General features: G+C 63.5%; 19 protein-coding genes and 1 pseudogene. 11 read left to right on the top strand and 9 right to left on the bottom strand.

The annotated features are described in order from the left end of the window. Window positions 1–33: 33 nt before the first annotated feature. Window positions 34–1161 (top strand): PQQ-dependent sugar dehydrogenase, encoded by a 1128-nt coding sequence (locus QRN22_RS03600; protein ID WP_042551836.1) that lies wholly within the window; start codon window positions 34–36, stop codon window positions 1159–1161. Between the two features lie 115 nt (window positions 1162–1276). Here QRN22_RS03600 and QRN22_RS03595 read toward each other — a convergent pair whose 3' ends face one another. Both QRN22_RS03595 and QRN22_RS03590 read right to left on the bottom strand, forming a co-directional pair. Next, a complete protein-coding gene (locus QRN22_RS03595) occupies window positions 1277–2578 on the bottom strand; it encodes an SLC13 family permease (RefSeq protein WP_042551837.1) in 1302 nt (433 codons plus the stop codon). A 33-nt stretch (window positions 2579–2611) separates the two neighbouring features. Next, the gene (locus QRN22_RS03590) at window positions 2612–3439 is read right to left on the bottom strand and encodes an amidohydrolase family protein (RefSeq protein WP_042551867.1); all 828 of its coding nucleotides are present in this window, start codon (window positions 3437–3439) and stop codon (window positions 2612–2614) included. Window positions 3440–3613: 174 nt separating this feature from the next. Here QRN22_RS03590 and QRN22_RS03585 point away from each other — a divergent pair, with 174 nt between their 5' ends. The 4 genes and pseudogenes from QRN22_RS03585 to QRN22_RS03575 all read left to right on the top strand — a co-directional run bounded on the left by QRN22_RS03585 (window position 3614) and on the right by QRN22_RS03575 (window position 8227). Next, entirely contained in the window at window positions 3614–4351 is a 738-nt protein-coding gene (locus QRN22_RS03585) for a GntR family transcriptional regulator (protein ID WP_042551838.1), read from the top strand. A 314-nt stretch (window positions 4352–4665) separates the two neighbouring features. Continuing rightward, window positions 4666–5442, top strand: a pseudogene (locus QRN22_RS26545) (cache domain-containing protein); the annotation flags it as partial. 6 nt (window positions 5443–5448) lie between these two features. Then, window positions 5449–6300, top strand: a complete 852-nt coding sequence (locus tag QRN22_RS26540; RefSeq protein ID WP_502945146.1) for a methyl-accepting chemotaxis protein — start codon at window positions 5449–5451, stop codon at window positions 6298–6300. 289 nt (window positions 6301–6589) lie between these two features. Next, window positions 6590–8227, top strand: a complete 1638-nt coding sequence (locus tag QRN22_RS03575) for a methyl-accepting chemotaxis protein (RefSeq protein ID WP_042551840.1) — start codon at window positions 6590–6592, stop codon at window positions 8225–8227. 223 nt (window positions 8228–8450) lie between these two features. Here the strand turns inward: QRN22_RS03575 and sbcD are convergent, their stop codons facing one another. After that, window positions 8451–9668: an exonuclease subunit SbcD gene (gene sbcD, locus QRN22_RS03570; protein WP_042551868.1), complete on the bottom strand. Its 1218-nt coding sequence runs from the start codon at window positions 9666–9668 to the stop codon at window positions 8451–8453. 233 nt (window positions 9669–9901) lie between these two features. On the opposite strand from sbcD, the gene QRN22_RS03565 reads away from it, so the two are divergent. The 3 genes from QRN22_RS03565 to QRN22_RS03555 are packed head-to-tail and all read left to right on the top strand — an operon-like array spanning window position 9902 to window position 12786. Then, window positions 9902–10696: a methyltransferase domain-containing protein gene (locus QRN22_RS03565; protein ID WP_042551841.1), complete on the top strand. Its 795-nt coding sequence runs from the start codon at window positions 9902–9904 to the stop codon at window positions 10694–10696. A 3-nt stretch (window positions 10697–10699) separates the two neighbouring features. Continuing rightward, on the top strand, window positions 10700–12049 hold the full coding sequence (locus QRN22_RS03560) for an APC family permease (protein WP_042551842.1): 1350 nt from the start codon (window positions 10700–10702) through the stop codon (window positions 12047–12049). 50 nt (window positions 12050–12099) lie between these two features. Next, window positions 12100–12786, top strand: coding sequence for an HAD family hydrolase (locus QRN22_RS03555; protein ID WP_042551843.1), 687 nt, complete (start codon window positions 12100–12102; stop codon window positions 12784–12786). Between the two features lie 32 nt (window positions 12787–12818). Here QRN22_RS03555 and QRN22_RS03550 read toward each other — a convergent pair whose 3' ends face one another. Together QRN22_RS03550 and chrA are read right to left on the bottom strand one after the other, a co-directional pair. Beyond that, on the bottom strand, window positions 12819–13043 hold the full coding sequence (locus tag QRN22_RS03550) for a DUF6434 domain-containing protein (RefSeq protein WP_042551844.1): 225 nt from the start codon (window positions 13041–13043) through the stop codon (window positions 12819–12821). 27 nt (window positions 13044–13070) lie between these two features. After that, window positions 13071–14252, bottom strand: coding sequence for a chromate efflux transporter (chrA, locus tag QRN22_RS03545; RefSeq protein ID WP_042551845.1), 1182 nt, complete (start codon window positions 14250–14252; stop codon window positions 13071–13073). Between the two features lie 287 nt (window positions 14253–14539). Between chrA and QRN22_RS03540 the strand changes: the two genes are divergently transcribed. Continuing rightward, entirely contained in the window at window positions 14540–15823 is a 1284-nt protein-coding gene (locus QRN22_RS03540) for an arsenic transporter (RefSeq protein ID WP_042551869.1), read from the top strand. 7 nt (window positions 15824–15830) lie between these two features. On the opposite strand, the gene QRN22_RS03535 is transcribed toward QRN22_RS03540, so the two are convergent. The 4 genes from QRN22_RS03535 to QRN22_RS03520 are packed head-to-tail and all read right to left on the bottom strand — an operon-like array spanning window position 15831 to window position 19603. Beyond that, a complete protein-coding gene (locus QRN22_RS03535; RefSeq protein WP_419761269.1) occupies window positions 15831–16190 on the bottom strand; it encodes a hypothetical protein in 360 nt (119 codons plus the stop codon). A 25-nt stretch (window positions 16191–16215) separates the two neighbouring features. After that, the gene (locus tag QRN22_RS03530; protein ID WP_042551846.1) at window positions 16216–16866 is read right to left on the bottom strand and encodes a dual specificity protein phosphatase family protein; all 651 of its coding nucleotides are present in this window, start codon (window positions 16864–16866) and stop codon (window positions 16216–16218) included. Continuing rightward, window positions 16863–17621, bottom strand: a complete 759-nt coding sequence (locus QRN22_RS03525) for a phosphatase PAP2 family protein (protein WP_042551847.1) — start codon at window positions 17619–17621, stop codon at window positions 16863–16865. Before QRN22_RS03525 ends, QRN22_RS03530 begins: the two co-directional genes overlap by 4 nt. 26 nt (window positions 17622–17647) lie before the next feature. Next, window positions 17648–19603, bottom strand: a complete 1956-nt coding sequence (locus QRN22_RS03520) for an LTA synthase family protein (RefSeq protein WP_042551848.1) — start codon at window positions 19601–19603, stop codon at window positions 17648–17650. A 106-nt stretch (window positions 19604–19709) separates the two neighbouring features. Here QRN22_RS03520 and QRN22_RS03515 point away from each other — a divergent pair, with 106 nt between their 5' ends. After that, complete coding sequence (locus tag QRN22_RS03515; protein WP_042551849.1) at window positions 19710–20393, top strand: response regulator transcription factor; 684 nt, start codon at window positions 19710–19712, stop codon at window positions 20391–20393. Continuing rightward, window positions 20383–21654, top strand: a complete 1272-nt coding sequence (locus tag QRN22_RS03510; RefSeq protein WP_042551850.1) for a sensor histidine kinase — start codon at window positions 20383–20385, stop codon at window positions 21652–21654. Before QRN22_RS03515 ends, QRN22_RS03510 begins: the two co-directional genes overlap by 11 nt. The last annotated feature ends 79 nt before the right edge of the window (window positions 21655–21733 follow it).

Below are 21733 nucleotides of genomic sequence, written 5' to 3'. Positions count from 1 at the left end.
TGTGAGATCCGTCCTTAAGGAGAGAGATTCGCCATGGTCCGTCCCGTCCACCACCTGCTTGGTGGTATCGCACTCAGTCTCGCCACCCTCAGCGCCCAGGCTGCAGACGCCTTGCCCCAGGCGCAATGGCCGTTCACCGCCGAACCCCGTGCCACCCTCGACGAGCCCTGGGCGATGACCTTCCTGCCCGACGGCACCTTGCTGGTCACCGAAAAGCGCGGCGCGCTCAAGCATGTCGACCCGAAGAGCGGCGCTACCCACGACATTGCCGGTGTACCGGAAGTCGCCTACGGCGGCCAGGGCGGCTTCGGCGACGTGATCCTGCACCCGGATTTCGCCAATAACGGCTGGGTCTACATCAGCTATGCCGAAGCCGGTGATGGCGATACCCGTGGCGCCGCGGTAGCCCGCGCCAAGCTGCAGCTCAACGACGACGGCAGTGGCGCACTGACCGAACTGAGCGTGATCTGGCAGCAGACGCCGAAAGTCAGCGGCAGCGGCCACTATGGTCATCGCCTTGCCTTCGGCCCGGACGGCAAGCTGTGGATCACTTCCAGCGAGCGGCAAAAATTCACCCCCGCCCAGGACATGAAGGCCAACCTGGGCAAACTGGTGCGCTTGAACGATGACGGCAGCCTGCCTGGCGACAACCCGTTCGCCGATCAGGGCGGCGTCGCTGCCCAGGTCTGGTCACTGGGCCATCGCAACATGCTCGGCATCGCCTTCGACGCCCAGGACAAGCTTTGGGTACACGAGATGGGCCCGGCTGGCGGCGACGAACTGAACCTGATCGTGCGTGGCGAAAACTACGGCTATCCGGAGGTTTCCAACGGCGATCACTACGGCGGCAAGGCAATCCCGGATCACGACACACGCCCCGAATTCGAAGCGCCGAAGATCACCTGGAACCCGGTCATCTCGCCGGCTGGATTCGTCATCTATGAGGGCGAGAAATTTCCAGGCTGGGACGGCGCCGGGTTGATCGGCGGCCTTTCTTCCCAGGCGCTGGTACGCGTCGCCTTCGACGGCGACAACGCCCGCGAGGCCGAGCGTTACGACATGGGCGCGCGCATCCGCGAAGTGGAGCAAGGCCCGGATGGCAGTATCTGGCTGCTGGAAGATGGCAGCGGCGGTCGTCTGCTGGAGTTGCAGCCCAAGTAGCTAAACGGCGCGGCCCGCCTCCTGGGTATCGCTGCGCTCAACACCAGGCTACATGATGGTGTTCACCCATAAAAAACCGCAGCCAGGCTGCGGTTTTTTTTACCTGCCGTAGGCCTCAGTAGACGAACGTCAGCAGCACGTTGAACACCAGGGCGGCGACAAAGCCGATGGGCGCGGCCTTGAACAGCAACTGCGGGAACAGCATGGCACGGCTCTGCTCCGAGGTGCAGGAGCCGAGGATCAGGCTGCCGCCAGAAGCGAATGGCGAGATCGATGTCGCCTGGGCGCCCACCACGATGGCGATGAAGATCACCATCGGCTCGATGCCCATGGCCGAGGCAATCGGCAGCACGATGGGAAACAGCGCCGGCGTGACCACACCCAGGGTGCTGGCGAAGATCGACATGATCGCAGCGATGATGCCGAATGCCACGGGCACCAGCACCGGCGGGATGGTGCTGCCGATCCACGAGGCGAGGATGTCGATGGTGCCCGCCTTGATCGCCACGGAAATCAGCATGCCCACACCGCAGATCATGATCAGCGTGCTCCACGGCACCGAGGCCATGGCCTTGCGTTCGTCACCCAGTTTCAACAGCAGGGCGATGACCGAGAAGATGCTGGCGATCAGGCCGATATCCATCTTCGAGTTGATGAAGGCAATCGTCTGGTTATCCGGCATCGCGATGTTGGCGATGGGCGCGGCCAGCACGATGGCCATCATCGCCAGGGTCAGCCAGAGGGTGATGCGCTGTTCGCGATTGAGTGGGGTCGGCGCGGTCGCGACGAACGTGGACGCTTTCATTGCCTGGCCATTTTTCGACAGGAACACGAAGGCGCTGATCACCACAATCGGAATGATCAGGGTGCTGACGAAGATGCCGAAGGCGTTGATGAAGGCATCACTTTCGGACAGCCCGGCGTTGGTCATCAGGCCGCGGAAGATGATGCCGCTCTGGCTGGAGACGAAGTTGGCACCACTCAGCGCGCCATAGTTCACCGCCATGCCGCCGATGATCAGGCTCATGCCAGTGCGTTCGCACAACAGCAGGGTGATCGGCGCCATGAACGCCAGCACCGTGTAGTAACCCGCGCCCATCGCGGCGATCACCCCGGCGGTGGCGAATACCGCGAAAGGCATCAGTTGCGGCACCGCGCGGCAGGTATAGATCAGGTGTTCGGCCAGTTTTTCAAGGGTGCCATTGACCGTCGCGAAGCTGTAGAACAGGCACACCGAGAAGATGATGAAAAAGATCTTCAGCGGCCACATGCCGATGATTTCGGACGGGCTCAGGCCCATGCCGAAACAGCCGATCAGGTAGGAAAAGGCAATGGCGAACAGACCGATATTGATCTTGGTCTTGTAGCCGAGGGCCACGGCGATAATGATCGCCGCGACGACGAGCAGGCTCATCATGATGGAAGCTTCCTGATTGTTGTTCGAGGTTGATCAGCGGGGGATGAAGCCGAAGAGCCTGGCGGGATTATCCACCAGCACCCGTTTGCGCTCGGCCGTATCCGGCAACAGCGCTTCGATCAACGCGAACTGCTCGGCGTAGTCTGTCTGATCTTCGAACTGGGTGTTGGGCCAATCGCTGCCCCACAGGAAACGCTCGACACTCCCTGCGGCCTCACGCACCTGCGCCAGAACGGCAGCCGCCTGGGCCCGATCGGACTGGCTGCGGTAAGCAGCGGACAGCTTCAGCCATACGCGCGAATCACCCAGCAGACGCAGGAAAGCCTGATGACCGGGATTGTGCGGGTCGACGCCACCAGTCGGCAGGCCGAAGTGGTCAATCACCACGTCCACGCCGGTGGCGACGATGGCCGGCACGATCTGCGCAAGGTCATCGATACCGCGCTGGATTTCCACCTGCCAGCCGCGGCTCGCCAGGCGCAGGAAAAGCGCCGTCCACTCGGGCCCGGTGTAATCCTCCAGCGCCTTGCCGATCAGGTTCAGGCGAATGCCTACCACGCCGGATACGGCGAGGGCGTCCAACTGCGCTTCGCTGACCGACGCGTCGACCACCGCCACGCCGCGCAGACGCTCGGGGCAGCGGCGCAACGCCTCGACCATGAAAGCGTTGTCGGTGCCAAGAAAGCTCGGCTGGATCAGCACGCCATGGGACAGGCCCTGACGATCCAGATGCTCGAGGTACTGTTCGACCAACGCATCGTAATGCGGGCTGTAACGGCGATTGGCGGCCATCGGCAGATCTTGGCGAAAGATGTGCGCATGGGTGTCGACGCCGGTGATGGCAGGGCTGGGAGTGTTCATGAAGGAGATACCTGATCGATTGTTGTAGAGGCCGGCATCGGGGCTGGCCATTCTTATAACGACATCCAGTCATATATATGAATAGTTGACCATATATCTGACTTGGACATTCTGTCAATCGACCCGCCGGTGGTAGAGTGGCGCCAGCCTGTGGCAACCGGACAACAACACGCTATGAATGCCTCGACACTCGGATACGACGAACGCCTGCCACTGTACCAACGGCTGCGCGAGGAAATGCTCGCCAAGATCGCCGCCGGCGAATGGTCGCCAGGCGCACCGATTCCTACCGAAGCGGAATTGACCAAACTGTATGGCGTGGCCATCGGCACGGTGCGCAAGGCCGTGGATACGCTGGTCAGCGAAGGGCTGCTGCTGCGTAGCCAGGGCCGCGGCACCTTCGTGCGCCGGCCGAATTTCGATGCGTCGCTGGCGCGCTTCTTTCGTCAGGTGAATGCCAGCGGCGGTAGGGAGATTCCCAGCAGCCAGATCCTTTCGAAAGCACTGCAAAAGCCTTCCAAGGAGGTTGCCAAGGCACTTGCCCTGAAAAGCGGTGAGCAGGTGCTGCGCATGGAGCGTCTGCGGGTAATCGAAGACCGCACCCTGTTTCACGAGGAAATCTGGCTGCCCGCCTCGCGCTTCATCGTGCTGCTGGACATCGACTCGGACACCTTCGGCGACCTGCTCTACCCCTTCTACGAGAAGCAATGCGGCCAGTGCATCGCCTCGGCTCGGGAAACCCTCACGGTCAGTTCGGCAAACGCCGAGATCGCCCGTACGTTATCCATCGGCCAGGGTGACGCCATCGTGGTCATCGAGCGCACCGCCCTGGGCTACGACCGTAGCCCGCTGGAATATCGCCTGTCGCGGGCGGCGGCGGATAACTTCCGTTATCAGATCGATATCTGCTGAGTACCCGCGGCGCCGCGTATGAGCAGGTGCCTCGTGAACCGTTCGTCGTCCTGTAACGCCCTTCCGACAACAGCCTGCCGGGGCCTGATCGCCGCGATATTTTCGCAGCAAAACCGGCAATTTCCGCCCCATCAAGCACTTGCCTGAGTCGCCAGCAGAGCCTCTGCCATGGGGCCTGGGCATTTTTCGTGGGGAAAATCCGGCCCGCCCATTATTTAGATTTACGCCGTGCTGCCGAAGTGCTATCAGGTGCTGAAAGAAAGGGCGCGCAGCAGACGCGTCACTTACAACAAAAACAAATCAGGAATACGCCCATGAACAGCTTACGTCGCTTGCCGATAAACCGTCGTCTGTGGCTCATCATGGTGCTGCCGATCCTGATGCTGGTGCTGCTCGGCGCCTACATGCTCAACCAGATCAGCATCGGCCTGTACGCCGGCAAGTCGGAAAAGACCCAGCACGTGGTACAGAGTGCGGTCGGTCTGCTCAAGTACTATCAAGGGCTGGAAGCCAGCGGCAGCCTGAGCCGCGAACAGGCGCAGAAGCAGGCGATGGAAGTGATTCGCGGGTTGCGCTACGGCGGCCAGGAGTACTTCTGGATCAACGACCAGACGCCGACCATGATCATGCACCCGACCAACCCCAAGCTCGAAGGGCAGAACCTCTCCGGGCTCAAGGATCCGGACGGCAAGGCACTGTTCAACGACATGGTCGCCATCACCAGAGCCCAGGGCGCAGGTGCGGTCAACTACCGGTGGCCCAAACCGGGCAGCAGCGAACCGGTGCCGAAGATTTCCTACGTCGAGCTGTTCCAGCCCTGGGGCTGGATCATCGGCTCCGGCGTCTACGTCGATGATGTGCAGGCCGAATTCAAATCCCAGGCCTTGCGCGCCCTGGCCATCGGCGTACCCGCCACCCTGCTGCTGATCGCCCTGGTGGTGATGATCTCGCGCAGCATCGCCGTGCCCCTGCAGCAGGCGGTGACCGCGATGGCCAACATCGCCAGCGGTGACGGCGACCTGACCCACACCCTCGACGACCAGGGCCGCGACGAACTGGCCGCCCTCGCCGGACACTTCAACGCCTTCACCGGCAAGATGCGCCAGGTGATCCACCAGTTGCTCGACTCCGCTGGTTCTCTGGATCAGGCCGCGCGCTCGCTGGGCGATATATCCAGTGCCGCCCAGCAACACAGCCAGCAGCAGGCCCAGCAGATGGAACTGGTCGCCACCGCGGTCAACGAAGTGACCTACGGCGTCCAGGACGTGGCCAAGAACGCCGAACACGCCTCCAGCGAAGTGCATACCGCCGAGGAGCAGGCCAAGCAGGGCCAGCGCAATATCGACGCCAGCCTGAAACAGATCGACCAGTTGTCCGGCACCATCGACAAGGCCGTGACGGTGATCCAGTCCCTGGCCACGGAAAGCACGCAGATCGGTGGCGTACTGGAGGTCATCCGCTCGATCGCCGAACAGACCAACCTGCTGGCGCTCAACGCCGCCATCGAAGCCGCGCGCGCCGGCGAACAGGGCCGCGGGTTTGCCGTGGTGGCCGATGAGGTTCGTCTGCTGGCCCAGCGCACGCAGAAATCCACTGCGGAAATCCAGGGCATGATCGAGCGCCTGCAGGGCAACTCCGAGGCCGCGGTCAAAGCCATCAGCGACAGCAGCCGGGCCTCGCAGCTGACAGTCGACCAAGCCAGCCAGGCCGGTGAAAGCCTGGCGCAGATCGCTCAGTCGCTGCGCAACCTGACCGGGCTCAATGCCTCAATCGCCAGCGCCACCCTGCAGCAGTCGCACGTGGTCGACGACATCAACCAGAACGTCACCCACACCGCCGGGCTGGCCCACAGCGCCGCCGAGTCGGCCGAGCAGTCGAGCGCCGCCAGCCAGCATCTCAAGCAACTGGCCGAGCAGCTCAGCCGCCTGCTGGGGCAATTCCGCGTTTGATGGGAGCTGAATGATCAAGCCTGTATTCGGCCCGGCAGCGGGCCGAATACCTCACGCAGCGAAACCGCCTGAGAAGCTCGTCCCCCTCCCCGACGCAAATGCCGCCCCCCCGTTTGCAAACGTCGGCACCATGCACGATAGACGCCCGCTATAGCATCAATCAGCCATCATTAAACGCTTGCTTTCCCGTACAGAAACAATAGCCTCAGCGTCCTCAGGCCGCCCTTCAGCGCATGCACCTCACTCCGCTCGACGGGATGGCCACACCCCTCCTAAAGGTACGCTGCACATGTCTCAACCGTTAACGATCGCCCAGCGCTTGGCAATGGGATTCGGTCTGGTGCTTTCGCTGATGATTCTCATCGCGCTGGTGGGCATTCAGCGTGTTCAAGTCATCGACAGCAGCCTTAGCGAGGTCAGCGAAGGTGCCAGCCTCAAGCAACGCTACGCCATCAATTTCCGGGGCAGTGTGCACGACCGCGCGATTGCCATTCGCGATCTGGTACTGGCCCGCGACTCCGCAGCGCTGGACAGCCAATTGCGGAATATCGAGCGGCTGAATGCCTTCTACCAGGAGTCCGCCGCGCCCCTCGACAAGCTGGTTGCGGCCAGCAACTCGAGCGCGGAAGAACAACGCCAGCTCACCCAGATCAAGTCCATCGAGAGCAGTACTCGCGAGCTCACCCAGCGCCTGATCAGTCTGCGCCAAACCGGTGATGTCGAAGGTGCGCAAACGCTGCTATCCCGAGAGGTGGCAGCCGCTTACCTGGAATGGCTGAAGCGCATCAATACCTTCATCGACTTGCAGGAACGGGAAGTCACCACCAGCCTGGATGGCGTGCGCGAAACGGCCGGCAGTTTCGCCCTGCTGATCGTGGCGGTGACCACCGTGGCAATTCTGCTCAGCGTGATCGTTTCGATGCTGATCATCCGGCAGATGCGCTCGACCCTCGGCGCCGAGCCCCACGAAGTGGCCCAGGTCATCCAGCGTCTGGCAGGCGGCGCCCTCGACCAGAAAATCGAGACCCGCTACTCGAACAGCGTGATGGGCGCGGTCAAGGACATGAGCGCACGCCTGAGCGATACCATCAGCCAGGTGCGTAGCGCTGCCAACGAGTTGAATCAGTCGTCGGATCAGTTGCGGGCCACCTCAGCCAGCAACAATCGGCAGTTGCAGGCCCAGTCCGAAGAGGCTGAACAGATGGCAGCGGCTATCAACCAGATGGCTGCAACGGTCAACGAAGTTGCCGGGTATGCCGGCACCGCTGCAGCGGCAACACGCGCCGCCGACACGGAAGTGGAGAATGGCAGCCACCTGGTGATGCAAGGGGGCCAGGCGATTCAGGAGCTGGCCAGCGTGCTCGATTCGGCCGCGGACAGGGTCGAGCAACTCGCCCGCGACAGCAGCAACATCGAAACCATCATCGCAGTGATTACCGCCATCGCCGACCAGACCAACCTGCTCGCACTGAACGCAGCAATCGAAGCAGCGCGTGCCGGCGAACATGGCCGCGGCTTTGCCGTGGTGGCCGACGAAGTGCGCTCCCTGGCCAATCGAACCCAGGCCTCGACCCGAGAAATCAGCGCAATGATCGAAAAACTCCAGGCCGGCGCCAGCGGCGCCGCGCAGATCATGCAGACCAGCAGTCAGATGGCGCGCAAGACCGTCGAACAGACCGCCGCGACCGAGCAGGCGCTAGAGCGCATCCGCCAGGAGGTCGGCGCGATCAAGGACATGAGCGCACAGATCGCCAGCGCCGCACAGCAGCAAAGCCTGGTGGCCGAGGACGTCAACCAGAACATCAGTCGCATCCACGCCAGTACGGTGGAAACCACTGCCGGCTCCACTCAGGTGTCTGCGGCCAGCCAGGAGTTGTCTTCTCTGGCACGCCGCCTGATGGAGCGGGTGAGTTTCTTCAAGGCCTGAGAGTCTGTTCATGACCTTTATGAGCATGAAGCGGCAGCTACAATTTGACGGCGGACTTTGAGCGAATTCGTAGGAGGGGCTTTAGCCCCGAGCTCTTTACGCCTAGGCAGGCACAATCGCGGCTAAAGCCCCTCCCACTAAAACACGATCGCGACCGGCTGCTCTCGCCGCCTAGCTGCCAAAATCGACGAACCTGGGCTAAAAGATCATAAACAGGTCTGAATCAGGCCGACTCGTCGCGCAGGTCAGCCAGCACCTGGTTGTAGAGGCCATGCAGCCGCTGTGCCTGATCCGGCTCAAAGGTCTCGCCAAGCAGACGCTGCTCGAACACCTGCTCCGGCGTCAGCTCATCGAGGGTGCTCTGCTCACCTTGCAGGCTGGCCACCGCCGTGCCGCGAGCGCGACGAATGCGCAGCACCTCCACCGGCAAGCCTTCGCATAACGCGGCGATGCGCACCTGCAGGTCGGCGAGGTAATCGTCCACTTCGACCTGCACTTCCAGCCACACCGGGTGCTCGGGCGTGCCGTCGATAGCAGCCTCGGCAAGCGCGGCAGGTAGCGTTTGCAGGGAACCGCGTATCGATTGCAGGGCCTGAAAGCGCGGCACGGGCAGCGCGCGCACCTCACGCAAGCCGCCCTCGCCCACGTCCACCAACAGCACTTCCTTCTGCTGGCGGGCTTCGTCGAAACTAAGGGGGATTGGCGAGCCGCTGTAGCGGATGTGCTCGAGTCCGCCGACTTTCTGCGGCCGATGAATATGGCCGAGCGCAATGTAATCGGCGGCGGGAAAGGAAGACGTCGGGAAAGCTTCCAGCGCGCCAACGTAGATTTCCCGCACCGATTCACTGGCACTGGCGCCAACGGTGGTCAGGTGCCCGGTGGCAATGATCGGCAAGGCCGCGCCCAGTTCCGCACGCCGCGCCAGAGCCAGCTCATGGAGCGCCTGATAATGGCCATGGATGGCCTGTTGCAGCGACAACTGCTTGTCCGCTGCACTCTGCCCCGCCTCGCTGCGCAGCACATCACGCGGGCGGATGAAGGGGATGGCGCAGAGCAGTGCCGCGGGCTGGCCATCGGCGCCCTCGAGCACCAACAGTTGCTCGTGCAGATGGACACCGACGCCGGGGATCACCCGGGTGCCAAGCTGCGCCAGCAAGGTACGGCTCTCGCCCAGCATGGCCACCGAATCATGATTGCCGCCGAGCACCACCAGTTGGCACCCGGTGTCACGCAGCGCGACGACGAAATGGTTGTACTGCTCACGGGCATAACTGGGCGGTGAGCCGGTGTCGAAAATGTCCCCGGCCACCAGCACCACCTGCACCGCATGCTCGCGCACCTGTTCGATCAGCCAGGCACAGAACGCCTGATGCTCGGCCTGGCGCGTCTTGCCCATGAAGTGCTGGCCCAGGTGCCAGTCGGAAGTGTGCAAAAGGCGCATGAACGGCCCGATCCAGTGACTGAAAAATCCGGCCACCATGCCTTTTCGACGCCGCCAAGGCAATGGTTTCACATCAGGTAACACACCCCGCAGCGACCGTACCACCTGCGCTGCGGGCCTATTTGCGGCGAATCGCCCGGCACGGGCCGGATCACGGGTCGAACCATGGCGCAACGGCCTCGGTCGGAAAATCGTTCACCTCCCTTACCGACCCCGCTGAGGAGTATCCGCCGATGAACACCGCGTCCGCCCGCCCCCTCTCCCTGTGCGCCACTGCGCTGGCCCTGTTCGGCCTGCTGCACAGCGCGTCCACCCACGCCCAGACGATCGCCCTCGACGTGCCCTACGTGCCCACTCCCGAACCGGTGGTGGCACGCATGCTGGAGATGGCCAACGTCGGCCCGGACGACTACGTGGTGGATCTCGGCTCGGGCGATGGCCGCATCGCCATCTCGGCAGTGAAGGATCGGGGCGCCAAGGCTGCCTACGGTATCGACCTGAACCCGCAGCGCATCGAAGAGGCCGAAGCCAACGCGCAGCAAGCCGGCGTCATGGACAAGGTGGTGTTCGAGCAGGGCGACCTGTTCAAGAAGGACATCGCCGATGCCGACGTGCTGACCATGTACCTGCTGAACTCCGTCAACATGCGCCTGCGCCCGGTGATCCTCGACACTCTGGAGCCCGGCACCCGTGTGGTTTCCCACGCCTTCAGCATGGAGGACTGGGAGCCGGATCGCAGCGATATCGTCGAAGGTGCACGCATCTACCTGTGGGTGGTCCCAGCCAAGATCGCTGGCAACTGGCAGATCGAGAGCGAAGGCGAGACCTTCCATGTCGACCTGCAGCAGCGCTTCCAGGAGATCAGCGGCACCACCCAGCACCAGGAAAACCTGCGTGGTCGCCTCAATGGTACCGAGCTGCGCTTCGAGGTCGACGGCAAGCTGTACGTCGGCCAGGTCGAGGGTGATCGCATCGAACCGATTTCCGCCGAAGGCGCGGTGACCGGCTGGAGCGCACGACGGAGCTAAGCCATGAACGCACGCACAGCGACACGACAACCCGGCCTGTCGGTCATCGACGGCGTCGCCATGCTGGTCGGCGTGGTGATCGGCGTCGGCATCTTCGGCTTCCCGCCGCTGGTGGCCCAGCACGCCGACAATGCCTTCGTGTACATCGGCCTGTGGCTGGCCGGCGGCCTGGTGATGCTGGTCGGCGCGCTGTGCTATGCCGAACTCGGCGCCAGCTATCCGGATCGCGGCGGTGAATACCACTACCTCAACCTGGCCTGGGGCCGGCAGGTCAGCCTGCTGTTCGCCTGGGCCAGGGGCACGGTGATCCAGACCGGCGCAATCGCCGTGGTGGCGTTCATCTATGGCGATTACGCCCAGCGCCTGCTACCGCTGGGCGACCATGGCAGCGCCTGGCACGCCACCCTGGTGGTACTGGCACTGACCGCGCTGAATATCCTCGGCACTCATGAATCCAAGCGCTTGCAGGTGCTGTTCACCGGCATCACCCTGGTGGCGCTGGTCACCGTGATACTCGCCGGTCTGCTGCTGGCCGAACCGGTTGCGGCCGTGCCGGCGGCTGCAGCGGAAGGCAGCGGCAACCTGGCGGGCATGCTCGGCATGGGCATGGTCTTCGTGCTGCTTACCTACGGCGGCTGGAACGAGGCGGCCTACCTTTCCGGCGAATTGCGCAACCCGGCACGCAACATGAGCCGCGTGCTGCTGTTCGGCACGCTGGTGGTGACCGCCGTGTACCTGTTGGCCAATCTGGTGTTCATCAACATCTTCGGCCTCGAGGGCCTGCGCCAGTCGACCGCCATTGGCGCTGACCTGATGACCATCGTCGCCGGCCCCTGGGGCGGTGTACTGCTCAGCGTGCTGATCTGCATCACCGCGATCAGCACGCTGAACGCCACCATCCTTACCGGTTCACGGGTGTATTACGCGCTAGGGCGGGACGTGCCTCAACTGTCGATGCTCGGCGCCTGGAACGACCGCGCGGCAACGCCGGTGCGGGCATTGCTGGTGCAATGCCTGATCACCCTGCCGCTGTTGCTGTTCGGCGCCTTGAGCGAGAACGGCGTACAAAGCATGGTGGCCTACACCGCACCAGTGTTCTGGCTGTTCATGTGCCTGACCGCCCTGTCGCTGCTGCGTCTGCGCCGACTGCAACCGAACAGTACGCGGCCATTCAGCGTGCCGCTGTACCCGCTGATGCCGGTGTTGTTCGCGGGCAGCTGCCTGGCGCTGTTCGTGTCGAGCGCACTGTATGCGGGCGCTGGAGCACTGCTCGGCCTGGTCGTGCTTGCAGCAGGATTGCCGCTGCTGCTGTTGCAAAGACCTGCGCAAACGGTGCCCAGCGGTTCGAACTGAGGTGGGATCTGTGTTACACAATCCTCCCGCCTTTTAGGAGACTGCTTGCCATGCAGCCGAAACCGCCCATCGAACTGCTGATCTGCGACTGCGACGGCGTACTGATCGACAGCGAGATCATCGCCGAGCGTCACCTGCACGCGGCACTGGCCGAACACTATCCGGCCCATGAGCTGGACGTGGTACTGGCCGGCACCTTCGGACTGCAGAGCCGTGACATTCTGGCCCGGGTCGAGGCGCACTTCGGCAAACGCCTGCCCGACGGTTTTCTCGAAGAGAACCGCACCCGCATCAAGGCACTGATCCGCGCTGAAGTGCAGCCGATCGAAGGCGTGCGCGAGGCCCTGTTGAAAATCGACCTGCCGCTGGCCGTGGCCTCCAACAGCTACGGTGATGCTGTGGCCTTCGCCCTGCAACGCTGCGAACTGGTCGAACGGGTAAACCGCGGTGCGTTCAGCGCCGATCAGGTCGAACGGCCCAAACCCGCTCCGGATCTATACCTGTTGGCCGCAGAGCGCGCTGGCGTCGATCCGCGCAACTGCCTGGTCGTGGAAGACAGCGTCACCGGTGCCACCGCCGCATTGACGGCGGGCATGCAAGTCGTCGGTTTTCTGGGCGCCAGCCATATCCCCCCGGAGCACGGCGAAACCTTGCGTCAACTGGGTGTGCAGCACCTGATCGGGCGCATGAGTGAATTGCCGGCGCTGGTGCAGCGCTTGCAGAACGGCGGCGCCTGAGGCGCCAGCGGAGCCTGTGCAGCGTCTTACGGCTAGGCGCTCGCTCCGGTCTCGCCGTTGAGGCGTTTCCACTCGTCGACCACCTCCCCCATGGTGCGTGGCGCTCCGCTGCGAATCCAGGCCATGAAGGGCCGGTCGAAACGAAAGCCTGCCCCGCACTGTTCACACATGAAACGGCGTACGTTCTGGGTACTGCGATAATCACTGCCAATGGGCGTATCGCGGGTGATGGTGCCGCCATGCCAGTCGAAAGCCATTGCTGCATCTCTTTGGGAAAGTGGCCGTTACAGTACTAGCCAGCCGACAAGCGCGCCAGCCAGCACCACCAGCCAGGGCGCAAGCCTGCCGAGCGTCAGGGCGGCCAGTGCGACGGCTGCCAGGGCAAGATCCAGCAAGCCGAAGATGGCGCTGATCCCGACGGGTTGGTACAGCGTGGCCAGCAGCAGACCGACCACTCCCGCGTTGACGCCAAGCATCGCCCCCTGCACCCGCGGGCGGCTGCGCAGCAGAGCCCAGAACGGCAACACCCCCACCAGCAGCAGAAACGAAGGCGCGAAGATCGCCAGCAGACACAGCAGGCCGCCACTCCAACCCTGCATGGCGCTACCGAGAAAGGCCGCGAAGGTGAACAGAGGGCCGGGCACGGCCTGGGTAGCGCCGTAACCGGCGATGAACAGATCCTTGTCGATCCAGCCGGTGGCCACTACCTCGGCCTGCAGCAACGGCAGCATGACGTGCCCACCGCCGAATACCAGTGCGCCGGTTCGGTAGAAGGCGTCCAGCAGGCTCAGCGTCTGGTTCTCCAGCAGGTGCACCAGCGCAGGCAAGCCAAGCAGCAGACCGACGAACAGAACCAGCCAGAAGACTCCAGCCCGCGGGCTGATGTCGATAGCCAGCGCATCCTCGCCGCTCCGGTCAGCAGGCTTGAGCAACAGCCAGCCGGCCAGCCCGGCAAACAGGATCACCGCAAGCTGCCCCCATGCACCCGGCACCGACAATGCCGTGCAGGCGGCGATCACCATCAGCACCCGCCGCGGCGTGTCCGGACAAAGCGTGCGCATCATGCCCCACACCGCCTGAGCGACCACGGCGGCGGCGACGATCTTCAAACCATGCAGTGCCCCGGCCGCCATGGCCTCGCCCTGAGCGCAAAGCCCCTGCGCGAACAGCACCAGCAGCGCGGCCGACGGCAGGGTGAAGCCTACCCAGGCGGCCAGCGCACCGCGGTAGCCGGCCTGGGACAAGCCGATCGCCATGCCGACCTGACTGCTGGCGGCGCCCGGCAGGAACTGGCAGAGCGCGATGAGCTCCACATAACGGGCCTCGCTCAACCAGCGTCGGCGGCTGACGAACTCTTCACGAAAGTAGCCGAGATGAGCGACCGGGCCTCCGAACGACGTCAGCCCTAGGCGCAGGAAAATCAGAAAGATGGACCACGGATGGCGATCGCTTGCGGTGCGGAGCATGCGGGTTTCTCGGTACGGGCTTGGGAGCGACAGGCATCACGAGTATCCAATGCAGGTACTGGATCGCGCATCGCTCTTTTCACGCCTGCCCTTCGAGCCGTCACTGTGCCCTGCGCCGATGACGTTTCAAAGAAGGCTGACGATCTCCGCCGCTGGTTTGCTTTGCTCACATCCACTCGTATAGTCGGCATGCCTGCCAACGGAGCCATCATGATTACCCCCACCGACTCTCTCGATTGCTGCGCTGGTGCACCGCTTCGCTCCTGCCTCGGCAGCGCGAGCGTGCCATGCTGATCGCCTCCGGGGTCTTTCTGCTCACGCTGCTTCTGGTCATCTGGCAGCCCAGGGGGCTGGGGGTCGGCTGGAGCGCCTGCCTCGGCGCCCTGCTGGCGCTGGCGGTGGGCGCCGTGTCGCTGCAGGACATCCCCACCGTCTGGAGCATCGTCTGGAACGCCACCGCGACCTTCATCGCGATCATTATCATCAGCCTGCTGCTGGACGAAGCCGGCTTCTTCGCCTGGGCCGCCCTGCACGTGGCACGCCGGGCCGGTGGCAGCGGCCCGCGCCTGTTCGCCTTTACCGTGCTGCTCGGCGCAGTGGTTTCCGCACTGTTCGCCAACGATGGCGCGGCCCTGATCCTGACGCCGATCGTGATGTCGATGCTGGTGGCGCTTGGCTTCTCCGCCGCGACCACCCTCGCCTTCGTGATGGCAGCCGGTTTCATCGCCGATACCGCCAGCTTGCCGCTGGTGGTGTCGAACCTGGTCAACATCGTCTCGGTGGATTACTTCAAGCTCGGCTTCAGCGAATACGCAGCGGTGATGATGCCCGTGAACCTGGCCAGCGTCGCCGCCTCCCTGCTGGTGCTCTACCTCTTCTATCGCCGCGACATTCCAGCCCGCTACGCGCCCGAGGCACTGCCGGCGCCGGAGACCGTCATCCGTGATCCTGCCACCTTCGCCATGGGCTGGTGGGTACTGGGGCTGCTGCTGGTTGGCCTGTTCGCCCTCGAGCCACTGGGCGTCCCCATCAGCGCGGTAGCCGCGCTGTGCGCCGCACTGCTGGCCAGCATCGCCGCGCGCGGCAAGGTGATTTCCACCCGTCGCGTGTTGCGCGAAGCCCCCTGGCAGGTGGTGATCTTCTCGCTGGGCATGTACCTGGTGGTGTATGGCCTGAAGAACGCCGGGCTGACCGATCTGCTCAGCCGGGTGCTCGATGGCCTCGCCGGGCACGGCCTGTGGGGCGCGACACTGGGTACCGGGCTGCTCGCCGCCGGGCTGTCCTCGGTGATGAACAACATGCCCAGCGTGCTGATCGGCGCACTGTCGATTCACGCCAGTGATGCCAGCGGGCTGATCCGTGAGGCAATGATCTACGCCAATATCATCGGCTGCGACCTGGGCCCGAAGATCACCCCCATCGGCAGCCTGGCCACGCTGCTCTGGCTGCACGTCCTGCAAGGCAAGGGCGTGCGCATCACCTGGGGCTACTACTTCAAGGTGGGCGTGGTGCTGACACTGCCAGTGCTACTGATCACCCTGTGCGCCCTCGCCTTGCGATTGAGCCTGTAAGGTCGGCTCAGCTCTTTTTCAGCGAGCGGCCAAGTGCCCTGGCCATGTCCTGATCCACCTGCCTGCGCCACGCGCGATCCTCGTCGCTGTCGGGCTGCAGGCGCCGTTCGATTTCCGCGTTGGCACTGGCCTGGCACTGGCGGAAGCCGTCGTCCCAGCCGGTTGCGTACTGGGCATCCTGAAGATAGACCGGCACGTTCTTGCGAAACGCACCGAGTGCCTTGGCGGCACTGTTACCGCTGACGCAGCCATCCTCGTAGCCGGTGGCGAAGGCCACCGAGTACCCCTGGGCAAGCATGTAGTCCCGGGTGCTCTGGCAGGCACTCAACAGCGGCACGAGCAGCAGCGCCAGGGCCAGCTGGCGCACATCGATCATGGTCATGGCAGGGTCCTCACCCGTTGAAAGCATCCAGCACTTTTTCCTTCAGCACGCAGTAGGCCCAGGGGCTGGTACTGCAGGCACCGCTGTCCAGGGCCGCGCGAAAACGCGGCAGATCGACCTGCTGCAAATAATCCTCGGCATCCTCGAAGCGCTCCCTGCCGCCGAAGCCTCCCTCGCGCATCTCGTCGATGGCCTGCTGCCTGCTCCAGCCCTGATAGACGATGCGGTACATGGCCGCGATCATCCCGGTACGGTTCTGCCCATGCTTGCAATGAATCAGCACCGGCCCCCGGGCCTGGGCGAGGCGAATGCTGCGCAGGGCCTGCAACACATCGGCGTCGTCGATACGGTCGGCATGCAGCGGCTGATGGACCTGGCGAATGCTCGCATCGCTCAGCCAGTCGGCATCGCTGCGCTGATAGAAGTTGATCACCGTGGCGATTTTCAATTGCTGCAACTCGCCCTGCTGCGCGGCGCTCGGCAAGGCACTGCGATAGAGATCGGGCTGCATGCGATAGAGGTTGAAGCTCTTGTCCACAGGCGTCGCCCAGAGCGGCTGCGTGGCGCTGGAGTTTTCCGGTCGTAAGGCGCCCCAGGACGAAGCGAATGGCGTACAGACAAGCATTGCGAGCAGGAGCCCGCGAAGGCTGCGCAGTCTCATGGGCGGGCTCCTTCACGTGTGGCCTGCAGTCGAGCTGGCGTCTGTCGAGGAACCGGCATCGGCCGATACAGCAAGGCGCGATAGCCGATCACGGCGATCAGCCAGTCGAAAAGCAGTGTCCACAGGTTGTGAGACAGGAAGTGGGCACCCTGCAGCATCCGCCCGAGCGACAGCACGGTGCCCAGGGCCAGGGCAAAAGCGAGTGCCCATTTAGCAAGGCGTGGGCGACGATCACGCAGGGCGAAAAACAGGGCGAGCAGGGAAAAACCCGCGGAAGCATGCCCGCCCGGCCAGCAACGGCCCGGTTTGTCCGTCGTGGGGCGGGCGCCGATCAGCGGGCTGAAGGTTTCGCGGCCACCGAACTGGGTCAGGCTCCACGGGCACTGCACCGCCGTGAGCGTTTTCAGTGGCGTGACGATGCCGGTCGACAAGCTCAGCGAGAGCACCAGATAACCCAGCTCCCGGCGCCAGGCGCGCAGTTTCACGGGCAGCAGACTCAGCAAGAACGCGGCGATGCACATCACGCCAAGGCCGATGACCAGTATCTTGGCCTGATCGTGAAGGACATCCTCCAGCCAGAAACTGCTGCTGCCGATGAACCCGCTGGCGGGATCGTAGAACAGCCCGGCCAAGGCAAAATCCAGTGGCTGGGGATCGACCACCAACAGCAGTGCCATAAGTGCCAATGGGATACCCAGCCACCGTTTGAAATCGAACCGACGCGACGCGACCGGCTGGGCGTAAGAAACCTGCATGGGAGAGCTCCTCGGAAACGACGGGGTCAGGGGTGGGTGGCAACGGTTTGCGTGGTCCCCGGTTTCCAGCTCAACAGGCCCTCGGTGAAGGCATGGCTGGCTCCCTGGTAGTAGGCGATGTCGCGAGCCACGAGATCGTCATCGGCGCCAGCCAGGCTTTCGTGGCTGATCCCCAGTGCATCGTCATGTCGTCGCATGGCCCGCTTCGGGCTGAGAATGGCGAGGTCGCGGCCATCGAACAGGCCCAGATGCTGGTAGTTGCCGATCAAGGCCCGCCCGGCACCGGCCTGCTCTCGCAAGACGTTGCGGCCGAAGAATGTCGAGGTGTAATCGAAGCCCAGCAACCCCAGCAGCGTGGGCGCGATGTCGATCTGGCTGGTGAGCCGCGACACACGAGCCGGCTCGATGAGACCGGGGGCATAGATGAACAGTGGGATGTGGTAATTGGCGACCGGCAGATCTTCCTTACCCGCGCTGCCCGCCGTGTGGTCGGCAACGAACAGGAATACCGTGTTTGCGAACCAGGGTTTTTCCTTCGCCTCGGCCAGGAACTGGCCAATGGCGTAATCCGTGTATTTCAGGGCGCCCTCACGGCCGCTGCCGGAGGGAATGTCGATGCGCCCTTGCGGATACGTATAGGGGCGATGGTTGGACGTGGTCATCAGTTGCAGGAAGAACGGCTTGCCGGCAGCGTGGTCCTGGTCGGCGACACGCAGGGTCTGCTGGTAGAGATCCTCGTCACTCATGCCCCAGGCATTCTGGAACGACATGTCCGCCTCGGCCACGCTGCTCTGATCGATGACCCGGTAGCCATTGCCGCTGAAAAACGCGTTCATGTTGTCGAAGTAGCCACGCCCCCCGTAGACGAAAACGCTGTCATAACCCTTGTCCCTGAACTGCTGACCGAGGCTGGCATAGCCCGACTCCCGGCCGATCCGTTTGACGATCGAACGCCCCGGCGTGGGGGGTACGGAAAGCGTGATCGCTTCCAGCCCGCGATCGGTTCGCGTGCCGGTTGCATAGAGGTTGTCGAAGAACAGGCTGCGATCGCGCAATGCATCGAGATTCGGCGTGAGGCCACGGCTGTCGCCGAAGCTGCCCAGGTAGCGGGCGCTCAGACTCTCGACGGTGACCAGCACGACATTGTGTCGCTGCTCAGGCCCCGGATTGTCGATGACGCGCCGTATATCCTCGGGGTCGTTGGTGACGAAACGAGCGTTGCCCTCCACCACTTCCCGGCGTAACAGAGAGCCCGTGCGCTGATCCGGCAAGGTGGCGTAGAACTGCAGGTAATCGAGTTCGTTGTTGCGAAAGGCAGCGAAGAACTGGAAGGGGCCGTTACTGGCCAGTTCGTTCTGGTAGGCATTGCCACCCAGGCCGCGGGGGAAGTTCTGGTTTATCGCCAGGGTGCCCAGCAACGCGCAGGCAAGCACCACGGCCCAGGCCCCCAAGGCGGTCTTTCGGGGCATCGGTACAGCGGATACGGCAGCGCTGACGATCCGCCTCAAGGCGATGGTCAGGATCAGGGCAATCAATGCCAACGCGGCGATCAGCGGGTATACCGGATAGGACTCGAGAATGTTGTTGATCACCTCCTCCGAATAGACGAGATAGTCCACTGCGATGAAGTTGAAGCGCACCCCGAACTCGTCCCAGAACAGCCATTCCGCCGTTGCCGTGAAAAGCATGGCGAACAGGCTGATACCCAACAGGACGTCAAGGAACGCGGCGTGAGCGCGATGCCGCCAGAGGCGCTGCGGGCACAGCAGCAGATAGAGCGCCAGCGGCAGGGCCGCATAAAGCAGGAAGGCCGTGTCATAGACCAGGCCCACCGCGTATATGCGCAGGATCTCGGCGCTGCTCGCCCCGGCCTCGCCCCAATAGCCGATCAGCAGGGCACTGCGCGTGAGCAGGAAGGTGACCATCCAGGCGAGCAGGATAATCGACAGGTAGCGTAGTTGAGCGTAGCGAAGCTGTGGCATCGTATGATCCTGGCTGGATGAACGAGCTACAGTCTTGCGATCGCCCCGTGAGGGCTTCGTCATCGCTTCGTGAAAAAAGCGTCAATCCCTGTGAAGAGAACGTTGCATGCGCATTCTGGTGATCGAAGACAACCGTGACATCCTGGCCAATATCCTGGATTACCTGCAGCTCAAGGGTTACACCGCCGATTGTGCCCAGGACGGTCTGTCCGGCCTGCACCTGGCGACCCAGGGGCATTACGACCTGATCGTGCTGGACATCATGCTGCCCGGCCTGGACGGCTATCAGCTGTGCCGCCGCTTGCGCGAAGAAGCGCGCAGCAGCATTCCGATCCTCATGCTCACCGCCCGTGACGCCCTGGAAGACCGCCTGCAAGGGCTGAGTGCGGGCGCCGACGATTATCTGGTCAAGCCCTTCGCGCTTTCCGAGCTGGTCGCCCGCATCGAAGCCATCCTGCGGCGCTCCCAGGGCAATCGGCGACGCCTGCTGGAGGTCGCCGACCTCACCTACGACCTGGACACGCTGACCGTGAGCCGCTCCGGTACGCTCATCAAGCTCAACCCGCTGGGCATGAAGCTGCTGGCGGTACTGATGCAGCGCTCGCCCGCGGTGGTGCGCCGCGAGGCGCTGGAGGAAGCTCTGTGGGGCGACGACTGCCCGGACAGCGACAGCTTGCGCAGCCATATCCATCAATTGCGCCAGGCCATCGACAAACCCTTCACCACGGCACTGCTGCATACCCTGCACGGCGTGGGCTACCGCCTGGCAGCGAATCGCGATGGAAACTAGGCAACCGTTCCGACGGCGCATTCTCATCGCCTTCGTGACCATGACGATTCTGGTCAGCGGCATCTTCTCCCTGAGCATCGTGGCCATCGTTCATCTGATCGAAGAACACCTGGTTTCCGAGGAGCTCGCCCTCGAACTGGGCGTGGTAGTGCAGCAGGATCTGCAGAGCGGCCAGGAGCCGCGCCTCGACTCACGCACCCGTTTCTATGCCTCTAACTACCCGCAGTACGCGGTGCCCAGCCGCTATGCGGACTTGCCGGAGGGTTTCAGCGAACAGTTCGAAGGCGAGCGGGCCTTCTATATCTTCACGCAGATCATCGGCGGCGAGCGTTACCTGCTGGTGCAGGAACAGAGCGAATTCGAAAAACGCGAGCAGGTGCTGTTCAACGTGGTGCTCGCCGGCTTTCTGCTTTCCGTGCTCGGCGCCCTGGCGCTGGGCTGGTTCATGTCCGAACGGGTGATGCGCCCGGTGAGCAAGCTGGCCAATCAGGTACGCCACCGTGACCAGTTGCTGCCGCTGGCGCCAGCCCTGGCCCCGGAGTACCCGGACGACGAAGTCGGCCAGCTGGCGGCCGCATTCGACAGCACCCTGGGTCGCCTGCGCCAGTCGCTGGAGCGCGAACGCCTGTTCACCAGCGACGTCAGCCACGAGCTGCGCACGCCCCTGATGGTCATCGCCAGCTCCTGCGAACTGCTCTCTCAGGTCGCGCTGCAGCCAGCACAACGCAAGCAGCTGGAACGTATCGAAAGAGCCAGCGCCGAGATGCAGGATCTGGTGCAGACCTTTCTGCAACTGGCCCGGGTCAAGGGTAACGAAAGCCTGTTCGCCGGCAGCGCCAGCCTGCGCCAGATCGCCGATGAACAGCTCGATATCTGGTCACCGCTGATGCGCGAGAAAGGTCTGGATTTCCGCATGGAGGTGGCTGCACAGGACGATGGTGTCTACAACCCCACCTTGCTGCGTACGGTGATGGCCAACCTGCTGCGCAACGCCCTGCACTACACCGAAACCGGCTTCGTGAAGCTGACCCTGCAGCCCGGCGGCTTTCGTGTCGAGGACAGCGGCGTCGGCATTCCGGAACAGCAGCACGAACAAATCTTCGACCCCTTCGTGCGCGGCGAGCAGGCCCGGGGCGAGGGCCTCGGCCTGGGCCTGTCGCTGGTCAAACGGATTTGCGCGCACCAGGGCTGGCAGATATCGGTGCACAGCCTGCCCGTCACCGGGAGCTGTTTTCAGGTGTCGTTCGAGGCGCCGTCCTGACACTTTTTTCACGTCTGCTTAACGGCTTCATCAGAAGCCGCTGCATAAGATCGAGGCACTAACACCAAGGTGCCTCGCC

The sequence above is a fragment of the Pseudomonas sp. MEJ086 genome (genome assembly GCF_030209025.1).
Taxonomy (GTDB): domain Bacteria; phylum Pseudomonadota; class Gammaproteobacteria; order Pseudomonadales; family Pseudomonadaceae; genus Aquipseudomonas; species Aquipseudomonas fulva_A.
The sequence above is the reverse complement of the archived record's forward strand: the minus strand, read 5'-3'. Positions and strand labels throughout refer to the sequence as shown.